At 70.8% G+C, this 21,102-nt stretch carries 19 protein-coding genes and 1 tRNA gene; 6 read left to right on the top strand and 14 right to left on the bottom strand.

Annotated features, from left to right (window positions below; genetic code table 11):
• The first annotated feature begins 68 nt into the window (after nucleotides 1–68).
• On the top strand, nucleotides 69–1,901 hold the full coding sequence (locus ACPPVS_RS08605) for a glycoside hydrolase family 15 protein (protein ID WP_426595921.1): 1,833 nt from the start codon (nucleotides 69–71) through the stop codon (nucleotides 1,899–1,901).
• Nucleotides 1,898–2,521: an MBL fold metallo-hydrolase gene (locus ACPPVS_RS08600; RefSeq protein ID WP_426595646.1), complete on the top strand. Its 624-nt coding sequence runs from the start codon at nucleotides 1,898–1,900 to the stop codon at nucleotides 2,519–2,521. Before ACPPVS_RS08605 ends, ACPPVS_RS08600 begins: the two co-directional genes overlap by 4 nt.
• Before the next feature lie 7 nt (nucleotides 2,522–2,528).
• Here the strand turns inward: ACPPVS_RS08600 and ACPPVS_RS08595 are convergent, their stop codons facing one another.
• From ACPPVS_RS08595 to ACPPVS_RS08580, 4 genes are read right to left on the bottom strand one after another with little or no spacing between them, the layout of a single operon-like run.
• The gene (locus ACPPVS_RS08595; RefSeq protein ID WP_426595645.1) at nucleotides 2,529–3,074 is read right to left on the bottom strand and encodes a phosphoribosyltransferase family protein; all 546 of its coding nucleotides are present in this window, start codon (nucleotides 3,072–3,074) and stop codon (nucleotides 2,529–2,531) included.
• A gap of 42 nt (nucleotides 3,075–3,116) precedes the next feature.
• Entirely contained in the window at nucleotides 3,117–4,769 is a 1,653-nt protein-coding gene (locus ACPPVS_RS08590) for an AMP-binding protein (protein WP_426595644.1), read from the bottom strand.
• A 29-nt stretch (nucleotides 4,770–4,798) separates the two neighbouring features.
• Nucleotides 4,799–5,296 (bottom strand): GNAT family N-acetyltransferase, encoded by a 498-nt coding sequence (locus tag ACPPVS_RS08585; protein WP_426595643.1) that lies wholly within the window; start codon nucleotides 5,294–5,296, stop codon nucleotides 4,799–4,801.
• Between the two features lies 1 nt (nucleotide 5,297).
• Nucleotides 5,298–6,461 carry an acyl-CoA dehydrogenase family protein gene (locus ACPPVS_RS08580; RefSeq protein WP_426595642.1) on the bottom strand — a complete coding sequence of 388 codons (1,164 nt, stop codon included), beginning with the start codon at nucleotides 6,459–6,461 and terminating at the stop codon, nucleotides 5,298–5,300.
• A 39-nt stretch (nucleotides 6,462–6,500) separates the two neighbouring features.
• Here ACPPVS_RS08580 and ACPPVS_RS08575 point away from each other — a divergent pair, with 39 nt between their 5' ends.
• Nucleotides 6,501–6,779, top strand: a complete 279-nt coding sequence (locus tag ACPPVS_RS08575) for a YciI family protein (RefSeq protein WP_426595641.1) — start codon at nucleotides 6,501–6,503, stop codon at nucleotides 6,777–6,779.
• Here ACPPVS_RS08575 and ACPPVS_RS08570 read toward each other — a convergent pair.
• From ACPPVS_RS08570 to ACPPVS_RS08540, 7 genes are all read right to left on the bottom strand, one after another.
• Nucleotides 6,776–7,756: a TerC/Alx family metal homeostasis membrane protein gene (locus tag ACPPVS_RS08570; protein ID WP_426595640.1), complete on the bottom strand. Its 981-nt coding sequence runs from the start codon at nucleotides 7,754–7,756 to the stop codon at nucleotides 6,776–6,778. The genes ACPPVS_RS08575 and ACPPVS_RS08570 overlap by 4 nt on opposite strands.
• 10 nt (nucleotides 7,757–7,766) lie before the next feature.
• Nucleotides 7,767–8,771, bottom strand: a complete 1,005-nt coding sequence (locus tag ACPPVS_RS08565) for a TerC family protein (protein ID WP_426595639.1) — start codon at nucleotides 8,769–8,771, stop codon at nucleotides 7,767–7,769.
• A gap of 188 nt (nucleotides 8,772–8,959) precedes the next feature.
• Nucleotides 8,960–11,065, bottom strand: coding sequence for an excinuclease ABC subunit UvrB (gene uvrB, locus ACPPVS_RS08560; RefSeq protein WP_426595638.1), 2,106 nt, complete (start codon nucleotides 11,063–11,065; stop codon nucleotides 8,960–8,962).
• A gap of 37 nt (nucleotides 11,066–11,102) precedes the next feature.
• Entirely contained in the window at nucleotides 11,103–11,708 is a 606-nt protein-coding gene (locus tag ACPPVS_RS08555) for a pyroglutamyl-peptidase I (protein WP_426595636.1), read from the bottom strand.
• Nucleotides 11,705–12,334 (bottom strand): dephospho-CoA kinase, encoded by a 630-nt coding sequence (gene coaE, locus ACPPVS_RS08550; RefSeq protein WP_426595634.1) that lies wholly within the window; start codon nucleotides 12,332–12,334, stop codon nucleotides 11,705–11,707. Before coaE ends, ACPPVS_RS08555 begins: the two co-directional genes overlap by 4 nt.
• A 100-nt stretch (nucleotides 12,335–12,434) precedes the next feature.
• Nucleotides 12,435–13,943 carry a 30S ribosomal protein S1 gene (gene rpsA, locus ACPPVS_RS08545; protein ID WP_426595633.1) on the bottom strand — a complete coding sequence of 503 codons (1,509 nt, stop codon included), beginning with the start codon at nucleotides 13,941–13,943 and terminating at the stop codon, nucleotides 12,435–12,437.
• A 240-nt stretch (nucleotides 13,944–14,183) separates the two neighbouring features.
• Nucleotides 14,184–15,209, bottom strand: a complete 1,026-nt coding sequence (locus ACPPVS_RS08540; protein WP_426595632.1) for a 6-phosphofructokinase — start codon at nucleotides 15,207–15,209, stop codon at nucleotides 14,184–14,186.
• 127 nt (nucleotides 15,210–15,336) lie between these two features.
• Here ACPPVS_RS08540 and ACPPVS_RS08535 point away from each other — a divergent pair, with 127 nt between their 5' ends.
• Nucleotides 15,337–16,143, top strand: coding sequence for a class I SAM-dependent methyltransferase (locus ACPPVS_RS08535; protein WP_426595631.1), 807 nt, complete (start codon nucleotides 15,337–15,339; stop codon nucleotides 16,141–16,143).
• Nucleotides 16,144–16,150: 7 nt separating this feature from the next.
• On the opposite strand, the gene polA is transcribed toward ACPPVS_RS08535, so the two are convergent.
• On the bottom strand, nucleotides 16,151–18,901 hold the full coding sequence (gene polA, locus ACPPVS_RS08530) for a DNA polymerase I (RefSeq protein ID WP_426595630.1): 2,751 nt from the start codon (nucleotides 18,899–18,901) through the stop codon (nucleotides 16,151–16,153).
• Between polA and ACPPVS_RS08525 the strand changes: the two genes are divergently transcribed.
• The gene (locus ACPPVS_RS08525) at nucleotides 18,900–19,310 is read left to right on the top strand and encodes a PaaI family thioesterase (protein WP_426595628.1); all 411 of its coding nucleotides are present in this window, start codon (nucleotides 18,900–18,902) and stop codon (nucleotides 19,308–19,310) included. The genes polA and ACPPVS_RS08525 overlap by 2 nt on opposite strands.
• Here ACPPVS_RS08525 and ACPPVS_RS08520 read toward each other — a convergent pair.
• Together ACPPVS_RS08520 and ACPPVS_RS08515 are read right to left on the bottom strand one after the other, a co-directional pair.
• On the bottom strand, nucleotides 19,226–19,759 hold the full coding sequence (locus ACPPVS_RS08520; protein ID WP_426595626.1) for an N-acetyltransferase family protein: 534 nt from the start codon (nucleotides 19,757–19,759) through the stop codon (nucleotides 19,226–19,228). The genes ACPPVS_RS08525 and ACPPVS_RS08520 overlap by 85 nt on opposite strands.
• Nucleotides 19,760–20,150: 391 nt before the next feature.
• Nucleotides 20,151–20,780, bottom strand: a complete 630-nt coding sequence (locus ACPPVS_RS08515) for an ANTAR domain-containing response regulator (protein ID WP_426595919.1) — start codon at nucleotides 20,778–20,780, stop codon at nucleotides 20,151–20,153.
• A 149-nt stretch (nucleotides 20,781–20,929) separates the two neighbouring features.
• On the opposite strand from ACPPVS_RS08515, the gene ACPPVS_RS08510 reads away from it, so the two are divergent.
• A tRNA-Leu gene (locus ACPPVS_RS08510) sits at nucleotides 20,930–21,003 on the top strand.
• Nucleotides 21,004–21,102 lie beyond the last annotated feature (99 nt).

The raw sequence follows: 21,102 nt of genomic DNA, 5'->3' as shown, positions 1-21,102 counted from the left end.
AATCGCACATCTGTTCGACGTGAGTGAACACACAGGTGCTCGACGTGCCTGACCTGTCCGACAGGATCATGCTCGGGCCCATGCACGCCGACCACGACCCTGATCCGGTGCCGATCGAGGAGTACGCGGTGCTCGGCGACGGGAGCACGGCCGCGCTCGTCTCGCGGCGTGGCTCGATCGACTGGATGTGCCTGCCGACGTACGACTCGGCCGCGTGCTTCGCGCGCCTGCTCGGCACGCCGGAGAACGGCCGCTGGCTGCTCACCGTCCGCGACGCCACAGCGGTCACGCGCCGCTACCTCGACGACTCGTTCGTCCTGGAGACGACCTACGAGTCACCCCACGGGGCCGCGGTCGTGCTCGAGACGATGCCCCTCAACGACGGCCGCTCCGACCTGGTCCGGCGGATCGAGTGCACCCGCGGCACCGTCGAGGTAGAGCACGAGTGGATCGTGCGGTTCGGGTACGGAGCGGTCGAACCGTGGGTGCACCACGTCACGGACGCCGACGGCGCCGACACCATCCGGGCGATCGCCGGTCCGGACTCGCTGCTGCTGCGCGGCGACCGCCTGCCCACCCCCGACGGCCGGCGGCACGCCGACCGGTTCACGCTCGGTGCCGGCGAATCGGTCGAGCTCTCGCTCACGTGGACGCGTTCGTGGGACCCGGTGCCGCCCCGGCTGGGCATCCTCGAGCGGCTGGACGAGTCGCGCGTCGCGTGGGGCCTGTGGGCGCGCAGCTGTGCCTACCAGGGCTCCTACCGCGAGGCTGTCGTCCGGTCACTGCTCGTCCTGCGTCTGCTCACCGACCGGGAGACCGGCGGCATCGTCGCGGCCCCGACGACGTCGCTGCCGGAGGACTTCGGCGGGGAGCGCAACTGGGACTACCGCTTCTCGTGGCTCAGGGACGCCGCGTTGACGCTCGAGGCGCTGCTCGAGCACGGGTACGACGAGGAGGCCATGGACTGGCGCGGCTGGCTGCTGCGCGCGGTGGCCGGGAGCTCGGACGACCTGCAGATCATGTACCGGGTGGACGGCGGCCGAGAGCTGCCGGAACGCACGCTGGACCACCTCGCCGGATACGCCGGCAGCAGGCCGGTCCGGGTGGGAAACGCCGCGGTCGACCAGATGCAGAACGACGTGCTCGGTGAGGTCATGTGCGCGCTCGAGCAGGCGCGCGACGCGGGGCTCGACGAGACCGACGACTCGTGGTCGCTGCAGCGGCACCTCGTCGACCACCTCCTCGACCACTGGCGCGAGCCCGACCGCGGCATCTGGGAGGTCCGGGGCGATCCGCAGCACTTCACGCACTCCAAGGTCATGGCGTGGGCCGCCGTGGACCGGGGTGTCCGCGCCGCCGAACGGCACGGCTTCGACGCGCCGCTGGAACGCTGGCGCACCGAGCGCGACGCGATCCACGCGGACGTCGTGGCGCACGGATGGGACGCGGCGCGCGGGACGTTCGTGCAGTTCTACGGCGCCGAGCACACCGACGCCGCCCTCCTGCAGCTCGCTCAGGTCGGGTTCCTGCCGTCCGACGACCCGCGGATCACGGGCACGGTCCGCGCCATCCGCGACGAGCTCGAGGTGGCGCCGGGCCTGCTGCGCCGGTACCGGACCGAGAAGACGGACGACGGTGTCGCGGGCGACGAGCACGCATTCCTGGCCTGCTCCTTCTGGCTCGCCGACGCCCTGGCCCGCGTGGACGACGTCGACGCCTCGACGGAGGTGCTGGACATCCTCACGGGCCTCGCCAACGACGTCGGGCTGCTGGCCGAGCAGTACGACCCGGTCGGCCGCCGGATGGCGGGAAACACGCCGCAGGCGCTCTCGCACCTCGCCCTCGTCCGCGCGGTGCACAGCCACGACCTGGCCGTGGCGCGTCGGGAGGGACGGGCATGAACGACGAGCTCGAGATCCGATCCGTCTCGGTGGGAGCGATGGACAACAACGCCTACCTGCTGCACGAACCGGCAGGCGGCGCGCAGCTGCTGATCGACGCGGCCGACGAGCCGGACCGGCTGCTCGCGCTGGTCGCCGAGGGCGGCGGCCGGCTGGACGCCGTCGTCACCACCCACCGCCACCCGGACCACCACCGGGCGCTCGCCTCCGTCGTCGCGGTCATGGGCGCTCCGTCGTGGGCGGGCGCCGACGACGCCGACGCCATCGGCGAGGCGACGGACATCCCGGTGGCCCGCCGCCTGCACGACGGCGACACGCTGCTGCTCGGGGCGGCGAGCCTCGAGGTGGTCGCGCTGCGCGGCCACACGGCCGGCTCGATCGCCGTGGTCTACCGGACGCCAGCCGGTCGCGTGAACCTGTTCACCGGCGACTCGCTGTTCCCCGGTGGACCCGGCGCCACGGCGACGCCCGAGGCGTTCGCGTCCCTCATGGCCGACCTGACCGAACGGGTCTTCGACCGGTTCGACGACGACACGAGCGTCCACCCGGGCCACGGACGCGGCACCACGCTCGGCGCCGAACGACCCCACCTCGACGAGTGGCGCGCCCGAGGCTGGTGACGGCCGGTCACGAGAGGTCTCGGACACGCACCAGCCCGCGGATCTCGAGGTCGCGGCGCAGCCGGGGGTCGGGCAGGGCGTCGACGATCACCGCCGCGCCGATCCAGTGGGCGCCGCTCGCCTGGACCAGTCGGTGGCAGGCTTCGACCTGTCCGCCCGTCGCCACCCAGTCATCCACGAAGAGCACACGGTCCCCCGACCGGAGCAGGTCCCGTCGGACGCCCAGCCGGAGGTGTCGGTCGCGATAGTCGGGCCGGGTCGTGGCTTCCCGCCAGGCGTCGCTGTCACAGGCGCGGCCCGGATCCTTGCGCACCTCGACCAGGCCGACCCCGATCGAGCGGGCGACGAGCGCGCCCAGCAGGGTCCCACGCGACTGCGGACCAAGGACGACGGTGGGGCCCGAGTCGGCGAACAGCCCCGCGAGTTCGGGACCGAGCGCATCCAGGGTCGCGGCGTCGGCCCACCATCCGGTGACGTCGGAGTATCGCCCGTAGCCCGACCGGTCGCCGACCCACCGGAAACCGGCGCGCAGGCGTTCGCGGGTGGTGTCCATGCCCGGGAGTATGTCGGGGTCCGGACCGGCCCCGGCAGCGATTTACTGCGCGAGCACGAGGTCGCGCACCTGACGCCGCAGGACCTTGCCCACCTGCGACCGCGGCAGCTCGTCGAGCACCACGAGCCGACGCGGCAGCGCATAGCGCGCAAGGCGCTGCTCGCACCACGACCGGACGGACTCCAGATCGATGCCCGTGGCGCCCGCGTCGAGCACGACCGCAGCCACGACGGTCTCGCCCAGGTCGCCTCCCGGGACCCCCACCACCGCCACGTCGGCGATCCCCGGCATCTGCCGCAGCCCGTCCTCGACCTGCGACGGGTAGACCTTGAACCCGCCGCTGACGATGAGCTCCTTGAGACGGTCGACCAGGACAACCCAGCCCGTCTCGTCGACGGTCACCACGTCGCCGGTCCGCAGCCACCCGTCGGGCAGCAGCTGCTCGGCGGTCTCGTCGGGACGCCGCCAGTAGCCGGCGAACACCTGGGGCCCGCGGATGAGGAGCTCCCCGCGCTCGCCCTGAGGCACGTCGCGCGACGCGTCCGTCGGGTCGACCACCCGGATCTGCGTGCTGGGGAACGGCAGGCCGAGCGTGCCGGGGCGCCGGCCCTCGGTCAACGGGTTGCCCAGCGCCACGGGTGACGTCTCGGTCATCCCGTACCCCTCGATCACCAGCCCTCCGGTCGCATCCTCCCACCGACGCGCGGTCTCGATCGGCAGGGCCATGGCGCCGGAGATCGCGTACCGGAAGGACGCGAGATCACCAGGCTCGGCGGCCGCCGCGAGCCGGTCGAGCATCGGCGGGACAGCCGGCAGGAACGTGCCGGGGAGTCGCCGTTGGGCCGTCAGGACGAGTGCGGGATCGAAGCTCGGGAAGGCGACGAGGGTGGCGCCCACCCGCGTCGCGTAGCTCAGGCACAAGGTCAACCCGAAGGCGTGGAAGAACGGAAGAACGCCGTAGACCACCTCCGTGTCCTGCTCGGCCGCGGTCCACGCCTGACCCTGCACGGCGTTCGCGACGAGGTTGCGGTGCGTGAGCATCGCTCCCTTCGGCGTCCCCGTCGTACCGCCGGTGTACTGGAGCAGAGCGAGGTCGCCGGACACGGGGCGCGGGTAGGACGGGTCGATCGGGTCCGTCCTGGCGACCAGGTGGTGCCACCGCGGGAACGCGGGCGGCAGAGGCCCCCGCATCGCCGCCCGCAGCCGGCGCGCACGAGGCACCGGGAGGCGCAGCTTCCAGCGGCTCGACGCCGGCAGGTCCGCCGTCAGGTCGACGGCGACGACGGCGCGGAGCCGGGTCGTGGTCAGCGACGAGAGGACCGCCGGCACCGTCTTCTCCCAGACGAGCGCCACGACGGCACCGGAGTCCGTGAGCTGGTGGGCGAGCTCCGACGCGGTGTACGTCGGGTTGTGCTCGACGACGACGGCGCCGATGCGCAGGACCGCGTAGAAGGCGATCACGTGGGACGTGCAGTTCGGGATCGCCAGCGCCACGCGGTCACCGGGCTGGACGCCGAGATCGAGCAACGCGTTCGCGCCGCGGTCGACGGCGGCGGCCAGCTCGGCGTAGGTCGTCTGGGCACCCAGGAAGTCCACGGCTACGCGGTCGGGGCACCGCGCCGCCGCCCGGTCCAACGCCGCGCCGAGCGGTTCGTCGGGGATGGTGACCTCGCTCGGCGGCTGCCCTGTCGTCATCCGCCCACGCTAACCTACGGACGCGTAAGTTACGGACGAGTAACCCAGCGGGTGAGGGTCACCCCGCCCGGCTCGACCTCGACACCGACCGGGACGAACGAGGACCGTTCGAGCACCCGCTCGCTGGCGGCGTTGCCGAGCATCGTCCGGGCGTGGACACGGGGTGCGCCGTGCGCGACGGCCCAGGACGTGAGCGCGCGGACGGCGGAGGTCGCCAGACCGCGGCCCCGTCCTTCGGGCAGGAACGCGTAGTACAGGTGTGGGCCGTCGACTCGTACGGAGACGCCGATGGTGCCCACCGGGCGCCCCTCGAGCTCCGCCACGAAGCGGCCACCACGCCCGTCCACACGCTGCTCGATGCTCCGGGCGATCCGCGCCCGAGCCTCCGCCTCGCTCACCTCGGCCGGGTAGTACGTCCACTGGGGGACATCGGGTACGCGGGAGAGGGCATGGTCGAGTCGCCAGTCCGCCGGCTCCACGGAGCGCAGCCGCCCGACAGGCAGGTCGAGGACGTCCGGCAGCTCCATGTCAGTCCTCGGGCGGCCCGAGCACGGAGGTGGCCACGGTCGCGTGCGCCGACTCGTCGTCGGACGGATGGAAGATCCCCGCCAGCACGTCGCGGTAGAGCCGGCCGAGCTCGTTGCCGCTGAAGTAGGAGCCTCCGCCGGAGACCCGCAGGGCGGCGTCGACGACCATCCGTGCCGACTCCGTCGCCCGGACCTTGAGCCCGACCAGCTGCGCGAACCACCGCGCACCGTGGTCCGCCTGCTCGTCGACGTCGCGCGCCAGCGCGAACACCTGGAGCTCGGCGCCGTCCTGCGCCAGGACCGCGTCGGCGATCCGCCACCGGATGTCGGGATCCTGCGCGTACGCCCGCCCGTCGTACTTCATGGACGTCCGCCTGCGGGCCGCCGCGACGCCGAGCTCGATCGCGCGGCGACCGATCCCCGTGTAGACCGCCGCGAGCAGCACCTCGAAGACGGCGAAGAGGGCGAAGATGAACGGGTCGCCGCTCGGACCCGGCGGGAGCTGCCGGTACACCCGGTCGGCGGGCGCCAGGGCCCCGTCGAGCACCGTGGTGACGGACTGGGTGGCACGCATGCCGAGCGTGTCCCAGTCGTCGCGCGTCTCGATCCCGCCGCCGTCCCGCGACACGACGCCGTGCACGAGCAGCGGGTTCTGCAGGTCGGAGTCATCGAGCCCGAACGTCGCCAGCCGCGTCCACACCGGCGACAGCGAGGTGAAGATCTTGGTGCCGAAGTACCGGTAGCCGCCGCCTTCCTGGCGCACGGCGCGGGTTCGGCTGCCGAACATCACGAGGTCGTTGCCGCCCTCGGAGTTGCCGAACGCAAAGATCTCCCCCGCGGCAGCGTCCTCGAGGATGAACTTGACCGAGTCGTCGCCGCGCGCCGCCAGCAGCGCCGCCAGGCCGGTCACCACCAGATGCATGTTGACCGCGAGGGCGGTCGCCGGCGCAGCCGCCGCCAGGCGCACCTGCTCGCGCGAGACCTCTTCGAGGGTCAGGCCAGCACCGCCGAGGCGCTCCGGCACGAACGCCGTCAGGTACCCCACGGCAACGAGGTCCGCCAGATCGTCGTGCGGGAAGGAGTTGTCCCGGTCGTGGCCCGCGGCGCGGTCGTGGACGCGAGCCAGGAGGTCGTCGGTGAGCAGGGTTCGCAGCAGGCGTGCCATGCCCGACACTCTGCCATCCGAGTCCGGCAGGATGGCCTCATGCCCACCTATGCCGTCCGATACACCTACGCCGAGGACAGCGACCAGACCCGCGACCGCGTCCGGCCGGACCACCACGCCTACCTGCGGAGCCTTTCCGAGCTGCGCGGGTCGGGACCGTTCGTCGGAGGCGACGCCGGAGCCTTGCTGGTCTTCGAGACCACGGACGCGGCGGCCCTCGACGCGATCCTGGCCGCCGACCCGTTCGCACATGCCGGCGTCATCGCGGCGACCGACGTCCGCGAGTGGAAGATCGTCTCGGGGGCCTGGAGCGGCTAGCCCGTCCTCGTGTCCCGGCGGGTCTTGGCCAGGCTGGCGACCGTCGTCACCCCGAGGATGAGCACGATCGAGGCGAGCGACACGGACGTCGGGACGTCCGGAGCCCACGGCACCGGCTCCCCACCGTTGATGAACGGCACCTCGTTCTCCGCCAACGCGTGCAGGATCAGCTTGACGCCGATGAACCCGAGCAGGACCGCGAGGCCGATGTTCAGGTACACCAGGCGCTTCAGCAGGTCGCCGAGCAGGAAGTAGAGCTGCCGGAGGCCCATGAGCGCGAACAGGTTGGCCATGAGCACCAGATAGGGCTCGCTGGTCAGCCCGAAGATCGCCGGGATCGAGTCGAACGCGAACAGCAGGTCGGTGGCCCCCAGAGCGACGAGCACGATGAGCATGGGCGTGATCAGCCGGCGGCCGTGCTCGACGACGGTCAGCCTCACGCCGTGGTACTCGTCGGTCGCCGGGAACCATCGCTGCACCAGCCGCAGCAGGAGCGGCGGCCTGAACTCGTCGTCGCCGGACTCGCCCTCGCGGCCCACCCGGATGGCGGTCCAGACGAGGAACGCCCCGAACGCGTAGAACACCCAGCTGAACGCGTCGATGACCGCGGCGCCTGCCCAGATGAAGATGCCCCGAAAGATCAGCGCCAGGATGATGCCCACCAGCAGGGCCGTCTGCTGGTACTGCCGGGGCACCGCGAACTTGCCCATGATCAGCAGGAACACGAAGAGGTTGTCCACCGACAGCGAGTACTCGGTGAGCCAGCCCGCGTAGAACTGTCCGCCGTAGTCGGCGCCCCAGGCGGCCCAGACGCCGAGCCCGAACAGGACCGCCAGGCCGATGTAGAACGCCAGGTAGCGCAGGCACTCGGCCGTGGTCGGGATGTGCGGGCGCCGGGCGACGACGGCGACGTCGACGACCAGCAGCGCGCCGACGAGCACGAGCGAGACCGCCCAGATCAGGGGTGTGACGACCACGTGCGGGCGCTCAGCTCTCGCTCGACGGGACGGGGTGGACGTCGTCGCGGGTCTTCACCAGGCTCGCGATCGTCGCGACTGCGAGCGTGCCGAGGATGAACGTCAGGGACACCCAGATCGGGATCTCGGGCGCCCAGCTCACGGGCTCCCCTCCGTTGATGAACGGCAGCTCGTTGACGTGCAGCGCGTGCAGCACGAGCTTGACCCCGATGAATCCGAGGATGACCGCCAGTCCCAGGGACAGGTAGACGAGCCGCTGCAGCAGCCCACCGATCAGGAAGTACAGCTGGCGCAGCCCCAGCAGCGCGAACGCGTTCGCGGTGAACACGATGAACGCCTCGTCGGTCAGGCCGTAGATCGCCGGGATCGAGTCGAGCGCGAAGAGCAGGTCCGTGGAGCCGATCGCGACCATGACGACGAGCATCGGCGTGAACAGCCGCTTGCCGTCGATGCGGACGCTCAACCGGTCGCCGTGGTACTCCTCGGTCGTGGGGACGATGCGCTTCAGCAGCCGCACCGCCAGCCCGTCCGGCTCGTCCTTCGGCTCGTGCTCCTCGTCGTGCTTCTCTCGGGCCAGCTTGATCGCGGTGTACACGAGGAAGGCACCGAAGAGGTAGAACACCCAGGAGAACTGCTCGATCGCCGCGGCACCGGCCAGGATGAAGATCGTTCGGAGCACCAGGGCGATGACCACACCGACCAGCAGCACCTTCTGCTGGTAGATCCGGGGCACCGCGAACTTCGTCATGATGATGAGGAAGACGAAGAGGTTGTCGACCGACAGGCTCTTCTCGGTGATGTACCCGGCGAAGTACTGCGTGCCGAAGTCCCAGCCCCAGGCGATCCCGAGTCCGACGCCGAACACCAGGGCGATCGCGATGTAGAAGATCGACCACTTGATCGACTCCGAGAACGAGGGCTCGTGCGGTGTGCGTACGTGGGCGTAGAAGTCGAAGACGATCAGCCCGACGACGAAGACCGCCGTCCCTGCCCAGACCCAGCCGGACACGCCCATGGATATACCTCCGGTACGAAGAACATCGTGACCGAAGGTCTCCCCCGCCCGCACACCGTGTCTGTGGCGGACCGATCGCGCCGGGCCCCGCGCGGGCGGGTCCGTGATGACGACGTAACCGTGACTGGGGTACTCCCCTTCAACGTGCGCAAGCATAGGGCACCCGGAGCGGGGCAACCCGGTGGGGCTCAGGCCGTCGCCGCCTGCATCTGGCGGAGCTCCTTCTTCATGCCGGAGATCTCGTCGCGCAGCCGGGCTGCGAGCTCGAACTGCAGCTCCGCAGCCGCGGCGTGCATCTGGTCGGAGAGCTGCTGAATCAGGTCCGCGAGCTCCCCGGCCGCCGCACCCGTCAGCCGCGTCCGCTCGTCGCGCGGCTTTCCCCGCGAGCCGAACCCAGGCACGGGCGCCTTCCCGCGGCTCGTCTGCCGACCGCCGCCGCCCAGCAGCTCGGCCGTGTCGGCGTCCTCGCGGTTGAGCAGGTCCGTGATGTCGTTGATCTTCTTGCGCAACGGGGTCGGGTCGATGCCGTGCTCGAGGTTGTACGCCACCTGCCGTTCGCGGCGGCGCGTCGTCTCCTCGATCGCCTGCGCCATGCCGTCCGTGATCCGGTCGGCGTACATGTGCACCTCGCCCGACACGTTTCTGGCCGCGCGACCGATCGTCTGGATGAGCGACCGGCCGGACCGCAGGAAGCCCTCCTTGTCGGCGTCCAGGATGGCCACGAGCGAGACCTCCGGCAGGTCGAGACCCTCACGCAGCAGGTTGATGCCGACGAGCACGTCGTACTCGCCCAGGCGCAGCTCACGCAGCAGCTCCACACGGCGCAGGGTGTCCACCTCCGAGTGCAGGTACCGGACGCGGACGCCCTTCTCCAGGAAGTAGTCGGTGAGGTCCTCGGCCATCTTCTTGGTCAGCGTGGTCACCAGGACGCGTTCGTCCTTCTCCACCCGGTCGTGGATCTCGCCCAGCAGGTCGTCGATCTGGCCGGTGGTCGGCTTGACGATGACCTGCGGGTCCACCAGTCCGGTCGGCCGGATGATCTGCTCGACGACGCCGTCGGAGATGGACCGCTCGTAGTTGCCCGGCGTCGCCGACAGGTAGACCGTCTGGCCGATCCGCTCGACGAACTCCTCCCAGCGCAGCGGCCGGTTGTCCGTGGCGCTCGGCAGCCGGAACCCGTGGTCCACCAGGGCGCGCTTGCGCGACATGTCGCCCTCGAACATGGCGCCGATCTGCGGCACGGTCACGTGCGACTCGTCGATGACCAGCAGGAAGTCCTCGGGGAAGTAATCGAGGAGCGTGTTGGGCGCCGTCCCGGCGGACCGTCCGTCGATGTGCCGCGAGTAGTTCTCGATGCCCGAGCACGACCCGATCTGGCGCATCATCTCGATGTCGTACGTGGTGCGCATGCGCAGTCGTTGCGCCTCGAGCAGCTTGTTCTGCCGTTCCAGCTCCGCCAGCCGGTCCTCGAGCTCGACCTCGATGCCGGCGATCGCGCGTTCCATGCGCTCCGGTCCGGCGACGTAGTGCGTAGCGGGGAAGATGTGGATCTGCTTCTCGGCACGCACCACGTCACCCGTGAGCGGGTGCAACGTGGCGATGGCCTCGATCTCGTCGCCGAAGAACTCGATCCGGATGGCGAGCTCCTCGTACACGGGGATGATCTCGACCGTGTCTCCGCGCACGCGGAACGTGCCGCGCGTGAACGCCATGTCGTTGCGCGTGTACTGCATGGTCACGAACCGGCGCAGCAGCTGGTCGCGGTCCACCCGGTCACCCACCGACAGGGCCACCATCCGGTCGACGTACTCCTGCGGCGTGCCGAGGCCGTAGATGCAGCTCACGGAGGCCACGACGATGACGTCGCGCCGGGTGAGCAGCGAGCTGGTGGCCGAGTGCCGCAGGCGCTCCACCTCGTCGTTGATCGACGAGTCCTTCTCGATGTAGGTGTCCGTCTGCGCGATGTACGCCTCGGGCTGGTAGTAGTCGTAGTACGAGACGAAGTACTCGACCGCGTTGTTGGGCAGCAGCTCGCGGAACTCCGTGGCCAGCTGCGCGGCGAGCGTCTTGTTGGGCGCCATCACGAGCGTGGGTCGCTGCAGCTTCTCGATCAGCCAGGCGGTCGTCGCCGACTTGCCCGTGCCCGTGGCGCCCAGCAGGACCACGTCCTTCTCGCCAGCGTTGATGCGCGCGGCGAGCTCCTTGATCGCCTTGGGCTGGTCGCCCGACGGCGTGTACTCCGAGATGACCTCGAACGGCGCGACGGTCCGCTGCAGATCGGTGACGGGACGCATGCGACAACCGTACGTTCCCCCACCGACACGTGGGGCGTCAGGACAGGGTGCCTGCCGCGACGCGGTCGTCGTCGGTCGTCGAGACCGCCGCCCGGACGATCGCGAGAAGGGCGGTCGCCACGTCCTCGGTGGAGAGTCCCGACCGCGGCACGTGCACGAAGCCGCTGCGTACCTCGGGTCGGGAGGCAAGGAGGTGCTGGAGCGCGTAGAAGGTGGCGTTGCAGACGAACGTGCCCGCGGAGTATGAGACCTCGACCGGCACGTCGACGGCCCGCCCGGCCGCGGCGCACGCCTTGACCGGCAACGTCGAGAAGAACGCGGCGGGCGCTCCGGCGATCACGGGCATGTCGACGGGCGACCACCCGTCGTTGTCCGGGATCCGTGCGTCCATCAGGTTGACTGCCACGCGCTCGATCCCGACGGCCGACCGACCGCCGGCCTCACCGGCGCCGATCACCAGCGACGGCGCAAGCTCGGCCACCGCGGACCGCAGAACCTGCCGCGCACCCCGGAACGAGACCGGCAGCTCCCGGGTCTCGAGCCGGTCGTCACCGGTCCAGCGCGCCGCGACCTCCTGCACCGCGAGCCACGACGCGTTGGACGACAGCCCCTCGAACGGCTCGAAGCCGGTCAGCAGGATCACGGCGTCTCCGCCGACAGCTCGTCGGCGCGCTCGACCGCCAACCGGTCCCACAGGGCGTCCACCTGCACACGCAGGTCGTCGTCGCTCCCGGTCCCGTCGAGCACCACGTCGGCGGCCGCGAGCCGCTCCGCGTCGCTCGCCTGCGCCCCCACGCGCGCCTCGGCCGCTCCGCGGTCCATGCCGCGCAATCGCACGAGCCGCTCGACCCGCAGCAGCGCAGGCGCGTCCACGACCACCACCACGTGGAAGTCGTCGGCCTGTCCGGTCTCGACGAGCAGCGGGATGTCGTGCACGACGACCGCACCGTGGTCCGTGGCGGCCGCGGCTGCGGAGCGCTCGGCCGACAACCGCCGCACGATCGGGTGCACGATCGCGTCGAGCCGAGCCCGCGCGGCCGGGTCGCTGAAGACGATCGCGGCGAGGGCGCGGCGGTCCAGCGACCCGTCGTCGGCCAGCACGGAGGTGCCGAACTCCTCGGCGACGGCGTCGAGGCCCGCTGACCCGGGTGCGACCGCTTCTCGCGCCAGGACGTCGGAGTCGATCACCACCGCCCCGAGCTCCGCCAGCCGCCGCGCCGCGACGGACTTGCCGGCCGCGATCCCGCCTGTGAGTCCGATGCGTTGCATCCGTCCATCTTGCCGGACCGAGCCGAAAGTGCTCAGGCGGAATGACGAACGGGCCGGCCACCCGAAGGTGACCGGCCCGTCGTTCAGCGAGGTGCTGTGATCAGTTGCCCGTGAGCTTCTCGCGCAGAGCGGCGAGCGCCTCGTCGGACGCGAGCGTGCCCGCGGCCTCCTCGGTGCTCGACGAGTACGAGGAGGGAACCGGACCGGCAGACGAGGAGGACGAGGACGACGTGGCCGTCGCCCCACCCTCGGCAGCGGTCAGGGCAGCCTCGGCGTCGGCCTTCGCGGCGTCGGCGACCTGCTTGCGGTGCGCCTCCCAGCGCTCGTGGGCCTGCGCGTACTGCGCCTCCCACACCTCGCGCTGCGCCTCGAAGCCCTCGAGCCACTCGTTGGTGGCCGGGTCGAAGCCCTCGGGGTACTTGTAGTTGCCGGCCTCGTCGTACTCCGCCGCCATGCCGTACAGCGCGGGGTCGAAGTCGTCGCTCGTCGGGTCGAAGCCCTCGTTCGCCTGCTTCAGCGAGAGCGAGATGCGGCGACGCTCGAGGTCGATGTCGATGACCTTGACGAAGACGTCGTCGCCCACCTGGACGACCTGCTCCGGGATCTCGACGTGGCGCACGGCCAGCTCCGAGATGTGCACGAGGCCCTCGATGCCGTCCTCGACGCGCACGAACGCACCGAACGGAACCAGCTTGGTGACCTTGCCCGGGACGACCTGGCCGATGGCGTGCGTCCGAGCGAAGGCCTGCCACGGGTCCTCCTGCGTCGCCTTCAGCGACAGGGAGACACGCTCGCGGTCGAAGTCGACGTCGAGAACCTCGACGGTGACCTCCTGGCCGACCTCGACGACCTCGGACGGGTGGTCGATGTGCTTCCAGGACAGCTCGGAGACGTGCACGAGGCCGTCCACGCCACCCAGGTCGACGAACGCGCCGAAGTTGACGATCGAGGACACGACGCCGGGGCGGACCTGACCCTTCTGCAGCGTCTGCAGGAAGGTGGAGCGCACCTCGGACTGCGTCTGCTCGAGCCACGCACGGCGCGACAGGACCACGTTGTTGCGGTTCTTGTCGAGCTCGATGATCTTGGCCTCGATCTCCTTGCCGACGTACGGCTGGAGGTCGCGGACGCGACGCATCTCCACCAGCGACGCGGGCAGGAAGCCGCGCAGACCGATGTCGAGGATGAGGCCGCCCTTGACGACCTCGATGACGGTGCCGGTGACGACGCCGTCCTCTTCCTTGATCTTCTCGATCGTGCCCCAGGCGCGCTCGTACTGTGCGCGCTTCTTGGACAGGATCAGGCGGCCTTCCTTGTCCTCCTTCTGGAGGACGAGGGCCTCGACTGCGTCGCCGACCTTGACAACGTCTCCGGGGTCCACGTCGTGCTTGATGGACAGCTCACGGGACGGGATGACGCCCTCGGTCTTGTAACCGATGTCGAGAAGGACCTCGTCGCGGTCGACCTTGACGATGGTGCCCTCGACGATGTCGCCATCGTTGAAGTACTTGATGGTGGCGTCGATCGCGGCGAGGAAGTCCTCGGCCGAGCCGATGTCATTGATCGCGACCTGCGGCGTGGCGGGCTTCGCGGGGGTGGTGATGCTCATGTAGGGATGGGCTCCGATGCGGACAGGGAAGTTGTTCGGACACGAATGTTGTGCCGGCGGCACGGTGAACTGCTCAGTGGTGACCACGCAGATGGGGAGCTTCCCCGGACCTGCGACGACGTGCGAGGCAGGCCCACGTGCGAGACGCACGTTCGGGATGCGCCGACGCAACAAGGCGCGCGGCACCGCCGTCTACCCTATCCGCGCGGCGGAGGTGGGTCAAAGCGCGAACGGCCCTCGTCAGCCCAGTGCACGCGCAACGGCCAGGAGCTCGTCCGGCACGTACTTGACCTTCCCGGCCACCTCGTCGAGCGAGATCATCTGGACGGTCTCGCCGCGCAGCGCGGTCATGACGTTGGACATCCCCTGGCTCGCGGCGTCGATGGCGGCGACGCCGAAGCGCGAACCCAGGACTCGGTCGAAGTGCGAGGGGATCCCGCCGCGCTGGATGTGACCGAGCACGACCGTCCGCGTGTCGAACCCGGTGCGCTTCTCGATCTCGATCTTCAGACGTTCGCCGATGGCCCCCGCAACGATGTCGCCGAACTTCCCAAGCTGCGTCTGGTAGTCCATCGACGTCCCCTCGGCGGGCACGGCACCCTCGGCGACGACGATGATCGAGAAGCTCGCGTGCGCGCGGTGCCGGTGCTTGAGGAACCGCTCGATCTTGTCGATGTCGAACGGCTGCTCCGGGGTCAGCACGAGCTCGGCGCCGCCGGCGATCCCGGACTCGGCGGCGATCCAGCCCGCGTGCCGGCCCATCACCTCGACGATCATCACGCGGTTGTGGCTCTCGGCCGTGGTGTGGATGCGGTCGATCGCCTCGGTCGCGATGCCCACCGCGGTGTCGAAGCCGATCGACTGGTCGGTGCCCCAGACGTCGTTGTCGATCGTCTTGGGGATCGCGATGATCCGGACGCCCGCCTCGGCCACCTTGCTCGCGGCGTGCAGCGTGCCGTCGCCGCCGATGCAGATGAGCGTCTCGATGCGTTCCGACTCGAGCGTCGACAGGACGGCATCGAGGCCGCCGTCGGAGGCGTGCGGGTGGTAGCGCGCCGTGCCGAGCAGCGTCCCGCCGACGGCCAGCTGGTTGCGGATGTGCTGACGGCTGAGCGGCACGCTGAACCCGTCGACGACACCACGCCAGCCGTTGCGGAACCCGATGATCGAGTGGCCGTACTCGCCCTCGCCACGCTTGACGACGGCACGGATCGCGGCGTTCAGTCCGGGGACGTCGCCGCCGCCCGTGAGCAGTCCGACTCGCACGCTGACACTCCTTCACACGCAGGAAAGGGGGCTCGGCGCGCGTCGTCGGGGGCCGTGAGCACACCCTATCCACCTCGTGAGTCGCACAGATGACACCGGTGCAGACCGACCGCGGGACACTGGGCGCATGACCGACGACCCGCTCGCCGAAGCCGGCTATCTCGACATCCCACCGACCTCCGGCGGCGCGGCGGGCCGCGGCTGGTGGGACGCCAACGCCGCCGACTACCTCGAGGAGCATGGTGCGTTCCTCGGGCCGGCCGACTTCTGCTGGTGTCCGGAAGGCCTGCGCGAGGCCGACGCCGGGCTGCTCGGTGACCTGACCGGCGCAACCGTGCTCGAGGTGGGCGCCGGGGCCGGCCAGTGCGCGCGCTGGCTCGTGGCGCAGGGCGTCGCGGTCGTCGCGACGGACGTCTCCGGCGGCATGCTCGCGGCCGGCGCCGCCTACGACGCCTCCGTCGCCCGGACGACGCCGCTCGTGCAGGCCGACGCCCGCGAGCTGCCCTTCGCAGACGCCTCGTTCGACGTCGCGTTCACGGCTTTCGGGGCGCTCCCTTTCGTCCCCGACGCGGAGCGAGTGCACACGTCGGTCGCCCGCGTCCTGCGACCGGGGGGCCGGTGGGTGTTCGCCGTGACGCATCCGATCCGGTGGGCGTTCCCCGACGACCCCGGCGAGGCCGGTCTCACCGCCACCCGGTCCTACTTCGACCGCACGCCGTACGCCGAGCTGGGCGAGTCCGGCGCGGTGCTCTACGCCGAGTACCACCGGACGCTCGGCGACCACGTCGCCGAGCTCGCCGCCGCCGGCTTCGTGCTCGACCGGCTGGTCGAGCCCCAGTGGCCGTCCGGGCACGACCGAACGTGGGGCGGCTGGGGCCCTGTGCGGGGCGCCCTGCTGCCTGGGACGGCGATCTTCGTCACCCACCTGGGATGACGCACCGCTAGTGCCCGGCGTCGTGCCAGGACTCGCCGACGCCGACCGTGACGTCGAGCGGCACGTCCAGGGGTCCGTCCGTGGCCGCATCGCCCGCCGCGCCCATCTGCTCCCGGACCAGTGACTCGACCTCGTCGCGCTCCCCCGCCGCAACCTCGAGCACGAGCTCGTCGTGCACCTGCAGGAGCATCCGCGACGACAGCCCGCGCCGGGTGAGCTCCCGGTCCACGCCGAGCATCGCCACCTTGATCAGGTCCGCCGCGCTCCCCTGGATCGGCGCGTTGAGTGCCATCCGCTCGGCCATGTCGCGTCGCTGCCGGTTGTCGCTGGTCAGGTCGGGCAGGTACCGGCGGCGACCGAGGATCGTCGCGGTGTACCCGGTGGTCCGGGCCACCCGGACGACGCCCGTCAGGTAGTCACGCACTCCCCCGAACCTCTCGAAGTAGTCCTGCATCAGCGACGACGCCTCGGAGACCTCGATGCTCAGCTGCTGCGACAGCCCGTACGCGGACAGCCCGTACGCCAGGCCGTAGCTCATCGCCTTGATCTTCGAGCGCATCGCCGGCGTGACCTCGCTGGTGGGCACCCCGAACACGTGCGACCCGACGTAGCTGTGCAGGTCCTCGCCCGACCGGAACGCCTCGATCAGGCCTTCGTCGCCGGACAGGTGCGCCATGATCCGCATCTCGATCTGCGAGTAGTCGGCGGTCAGCAGGGTCTCGTACCCGTTGCCCACGACGAACGCCCGGCGGATCTGGCGACCCGCCTCGGTGCGGATCGGGATGTTCTGCAGGTTCGGGTCCGCCGACGACAACCTTCCGGTCGCCGCGATCGTCTGCTGGAACGTGGTGTGGATGCGCCCGTCCGGCGCGACGGAACGGAGCAGCCCCTCGACCGTCTGGCGCAGCCGGATGGCGTCGCGGTGCGCGAGCAGGTGCTCGAGGAACGGGTGCTGGGTGCGCGCGAACAGGTCCGTGAGCGCGTTGGCGTCGGTGGTGTAGCCCGTCTTGTTCCTCTTGGTCTTCGGCATCCCGAGCTGGTCGAACAGGACCTCCTGCAGCTGCTTGGGCGAGCCCAGGTTCACCTCGCGACCGATCACGTCGTAGGCGTCCCCGGCCGCCTCCTGCACCTGCGCGTCGAACGACTTCTCCAGGCTGCTCAGGTACGTCTGGTCGGTGGCGATCCCGGTGCTCTCCATCCGCGCGAGCACGTCCACCAGCGGCAGCTCGAGGTCGGTGAGCAGCCCGGTCGCGCCGCGGTCGGCGATCTCGCCGCCCAGCACGTCGTACAGGTCCCGGACCGCCGCGGCGCGCACCGCGGCACGGCGGCCCTCGTCGGTGCCGTCGATCTCCAGGTCCAGCAGACCCTGCCCGCCGTCGTCGGTGTCCGTGGCCCCGAGCTCGCGACGCAGGTACCCGATCGCCAGGTCAGCGAGGTCGTAGGCGCGGCGGTCCGGCTGGCACAGGTAGGCGGCCAGCTCAGTGTCGAAGGCGACGCCCGCGAGCGGAAGACCCCGGCCGGCGAGGGCGTGCCACGCCTCCTTCGCGGCGTGCACGACCTTGGGCGCGGCCGAGTCAGCGAGCCACGCGGCCAGTGCGTTCTCGTCCGCGGGATCGATCTGCTGCAGGTCGAACGCGGCGGCGTCCCCGTCGAGGTCCGCCAGGGCGATCCCCCAGGCGTCGCCGCGGGCCGGCGCGCCGGATCCGCGGATGTCGAGCCCGAGCGGCTGACCGGCACGGTCCGCGAGCCACGCGCTCAGCTCTCCGACGCCGACCACGGTGAGGTTCAGCTGGGCCGCAGCGACCGCCGTGGCGGAGTCCTCGCCCTCGTCCGGAAGCATGGCGAACAGGCGGTCCCGGATCGCCCGGAACTCCAGCTCCTCGAGGATCGCGTGCAGGGCCGGACGGTCCCACGGCCTGGCCGCCAGGTCCTCCGGCCCGAGCGGCAGCTCGACGTCCGTGAGCAGCGCGTTGAGCTGACGGTTCAGCGCGACCTGCTCGACGTTCTCGCGCAGTGACTCGCCCGCCTTGCCGGGCACCTCGGCGGCGTTGGCGAGGATCCCCTTGAGCCCGTCGTACTGACCGATCCACTTGGCCGCCGTCTTGGGACCGACGCCCGGGATGCCGGGCAAGTTGTCGCTCGACTCCCCCACCAGCGCCGCGAGGTCCGGGTACCGCCCGGGCGGGACGCCGTACTTGGCCTCGACCGCGGCCGGCGTCATGCGCGCCAGCTCGGAGACGCCCTTGACCGGGTAGAGAACCGTCACGTCCTCGTTCACCAGCTGGAACGCGTCGCGGTCACCGCTGCAGATGAGCACCTGCATGCCCTGCGCCCGCGCCTGCACGGACAGCGTGGCCAGGATGTCGTCGGCCTCGAACTGGGGCTTGGACAGGTACGGGATGTGCATGGTGTCCAGGACGCGCTGGATCACGTCGACCTGACCGCGGAACGGCGCGGGCGTAGCGTCGCGGCTGCCCTTGTACTCCTCGTACACCTCGGTGCGGAACGTCGTGCGTCCGGCGTCGAACGCCACCGCGACGTGCGTCGGCTCCTCGTCGCGCAGCAGGTTGGCGATCATGGAGAAGAACCCGAAGACCGCATTGGTCGGCTCGCCCGCCGACGTCGCGAACTTGTCCACCGGGAGCGCGAAGAACGCCCGGTAGGCCATCGAGTGACCATCGATGAGCAGAAGTCGGGCGGGGGCGCTCGGCGAGGTGGCTGGCAGTGCGTCGTTCACGGGTGCCAACCTATCTGCCATGTCCGACACCGACGCCCTCGCCCTCGTCCCGTCTGCCGCCGGGACGCTCATCGAGCGCCTGGGCATCACCGTCACGGAGGTGTCGGCCACCCGAGCGGTCGGCACGATGCCCGTGGAGGGCAACACGCAGCCCTTCGGGCTCCTGCACGGGGGCGCGTCGGCGGCGCTGGCGGAGACCCTCGGCTCCTACGCCGCGCAGGCCCACGCCGGGCCCGACCGGGCCGCGGTCGGCATCGAGATCAACGCCACGCACCACCGGTCGGCGCGTTCCGGGGTGGTCACCGGAACGGCGACGGCGATCCACCTGGGCGGACGGCTGGCGACCTACCAGGTCGTGGTCGAGGACGACGGCGGTCGCCTCGTCTGCACCGCACGGTTGACGTGCATGGTGATCGAGCTGCGCGACTGATCGGCGGCCTTCGCCGGCGTCGCAGGGTTCTCGTCGGGAAGCTGTCGCGCCTCGCGCACGTGCCGACGCCGCGCGATCAGGTCCTCGAGCCGACGGGTGGTGCCGGGGGCGTGGTCCTGGGCGAGCCGCCGCTGCAGCACCGCCGTCGAGACGGCCCGGTGCGAGGCGGCGGGCGCGAAGCCGATCCGGGCGAGGAACCGCTGCATGCCACGGGCACCCGGGAGCGGCGACGAGTACAGCTCGGTGACGCCCGCCTCCTCGGCCATCGCGACCGCCGAGAGCAGCATCGCCCGGCCCAGGCCCCGACGACGTGCGTCGGGCTGCACGTAGACCGCCTCGATGTCCATCGCGACGACGTCCGTGAACGGCCCCGGCCCGACGATCCGCGCGAGCATGAGCCCGGCGGGTTCGCCGTCGAGCTGCGCCAGCAGGACGCGGCCCCCGGGCATCCCCAGGAGGGTGCCGAGCTGGTCGTGCAGACGCGCCGCGTCGTCCGTGCACAGCTGCGACCCGACGCCGGCTTCCTGGCGCGCGGTCAGGACGAGCGCGACAAGGCTGTCGAGGTCGCCGGGTAGGGCTCCGCGTACTTGCACACCGATTCGCACGGCAGTCAGACCTCCGGACGGGACGAGGGGGATCCGGTCGGGGTGACGACATCCCTGCCCGAGATGGTGTCGCTGTCGATCATGGACCACCGCGGAGGGCGGTGCCTAGTCCCAGTCGTCGGCTCGTGTCACCCGGACGGGTGCATTTCTTGGACATCCGACCAGATTCTGCACGTCGACCGGTGCACGCCGGGCGTTCAGGTGCCGGAAACCTGCCGTTCAGACCGTGAAGCGGTCAGGCTGAGCCGCCACCGACCTGCTCGATGACAGCGTCGGCCACCTCACGCATGGTCAGCCGGCGGTCCATCGACGTCTTCTGGATCCACCGGAACGACTCCGGCTCCGTCAGACCCATCTTCGTCATGAGCAGGCCCTTGGCCCGGTCCACGCGCTTGCGGGTCTCGAAGCGCTCGGCCAGGTCGGCCACCTCGGACTCCAGCGCGGCGATCTGCGCGTACCGCGAGATCGCGATCTCGACGGCCGGCAGCAGGTCGGCCGGGCTGAACGGCTTGATGACGTACGCCATGGCGCCCGCCTCGTTGGCGCGCTCGACGAGCTCCTTCTGCGAGAAGGCCGTCAACAGGACGACGGGCGCGAGGTGCGCCTTGCCGATGCGCTCCGCCGCCGAGATCCCGTCGAGGATCGGCATCTTCACGTCCATGACGACGACGTCGGGCTTGAGCTCGGTGACCAGCTGCACCGCGGCCTCGCCGTCGCCGGCCTCGCCGACGACGTCGAACCCGGCGTCCCGCAGCGTCTCGACGACGTCCATGCGGATGAGCGCCTCGTCCTCGGCCACCACGGCGCGGCGGGCGGCACGGGTCGGCGCGGGCGCCGGCTCCGCCTCGGCGGCCGTCGAGGTCAGGTCGAGGGCGGCCTGCGTGGGATCGGGCTTGGCGTCGGTGCTCACGTGCACAGAGTAGTGGCCGATACCGGCCGGTTCGCAGTACGTCGGCCTGTGAGCCCGCCCACCTGCGTCCGGCGCCCGTCCTCGTCCCGGTATCCTGCTGCACGGCCCCGATAGCCCAACCGGCAGAGGCGTTCGGCTCAAACCCGATCCAGTGTGGGTTCGAATCCCACTCGGGGCACCTAGATTGTCTCTCTGACCTGCATGTATGCTACTCGCAATCGCCAGCGTCCGGCTGTGGACGCACGGCGGACGCGCGAAGCGCCACAGAGAGACTCCA

The sequence above is a fragment of the Cellulomonas sp. McL0617 genome (assembly GCF_049994875.1).
In the GTDB taxonomy this organism is placed as follows: domain Bacteria; phylum Actinomycetota; class Actinomycetes; order Actinomycetales; family Cellulomonadaceae; genus Cellulomonas.
Note: the sequence above shows the minus strand (reverse complement) of the source record. Positions and strands in the feature narration are given on the sequence as shown.